At 45.2% G+C, this 705-nt stretch carries 1 protein-coding gene; it reads right to left on the bottom strand.

Annotated elements, in window-relative coordinates:
• Positions 1 to 705: tandem-95 repeat protein (locus KIV40_RS29955; protein WP_285352911.1), on the bottom strand; the 705-nt coding region annotated here is incomplete at both ends.

Raw genomic sequence — 705 nt, 5'->3', positions numbered from 1 at the left:
CATTGACTGGATTTACCGTAAGGTCGAGAGTGGTCAGAACTTCATTTTCACCATCGCTGATGCTGTATGTGAAATCTAACTCGCCATTGAAGTTCTCGGTGTGCGTAATAGTGAAAGAACCATCTTCATTCTCAACAATCGTTGCGTCAGGATCATTAGTCTGTAGATTTGAAGCAACTAAGTCATCACCTTCAACATCAGTTGCGTTCGCAAGCAGTTGCTCTTGAGTGATGGTAATCGCGTTATCTTCATCGACCTCAGCTTGGATACCCGAGGTTTCAGGTCCGTCATTCACAGCGATAACATCAATGCCCGCTGTGGTTGTTGCCGTTGCGCCGTCTTCGTCCACCACAACAACGTCTAACGAAATGTCACCATTGAAGTTTTCATTTGGTGTAAAGGTGTATGTACCATCACCGTTATCAACAAATTCACCGTCGTCACCAGAGTATGTCACGCCAGATAGTGCAACATCCCCTTCCACATCAGAAGAGTTCGCTAATAGTTGCTCGTCACTGATGGTAATTTGCCCATCTTCTTGAACTGTGTATGACGTTGATCCCGCTACTGGAGGATCATTCTCAGGCGTTACGCTCACATCAATAAACGCAGATGTAGAGCCCGTACCATCAGAAACATCAAATGAGAATTGAACATCACCATTGAAGTTCTCATTTGGTGCAAAGCTGTAGGTGCCGTCTCCAT

It is taken from the genome of Vibrio sp. D173a (assembly GCF_030248475.1).
This window is presented reverse-complemented; position numbering and strand designations above follow the sequence as displayed.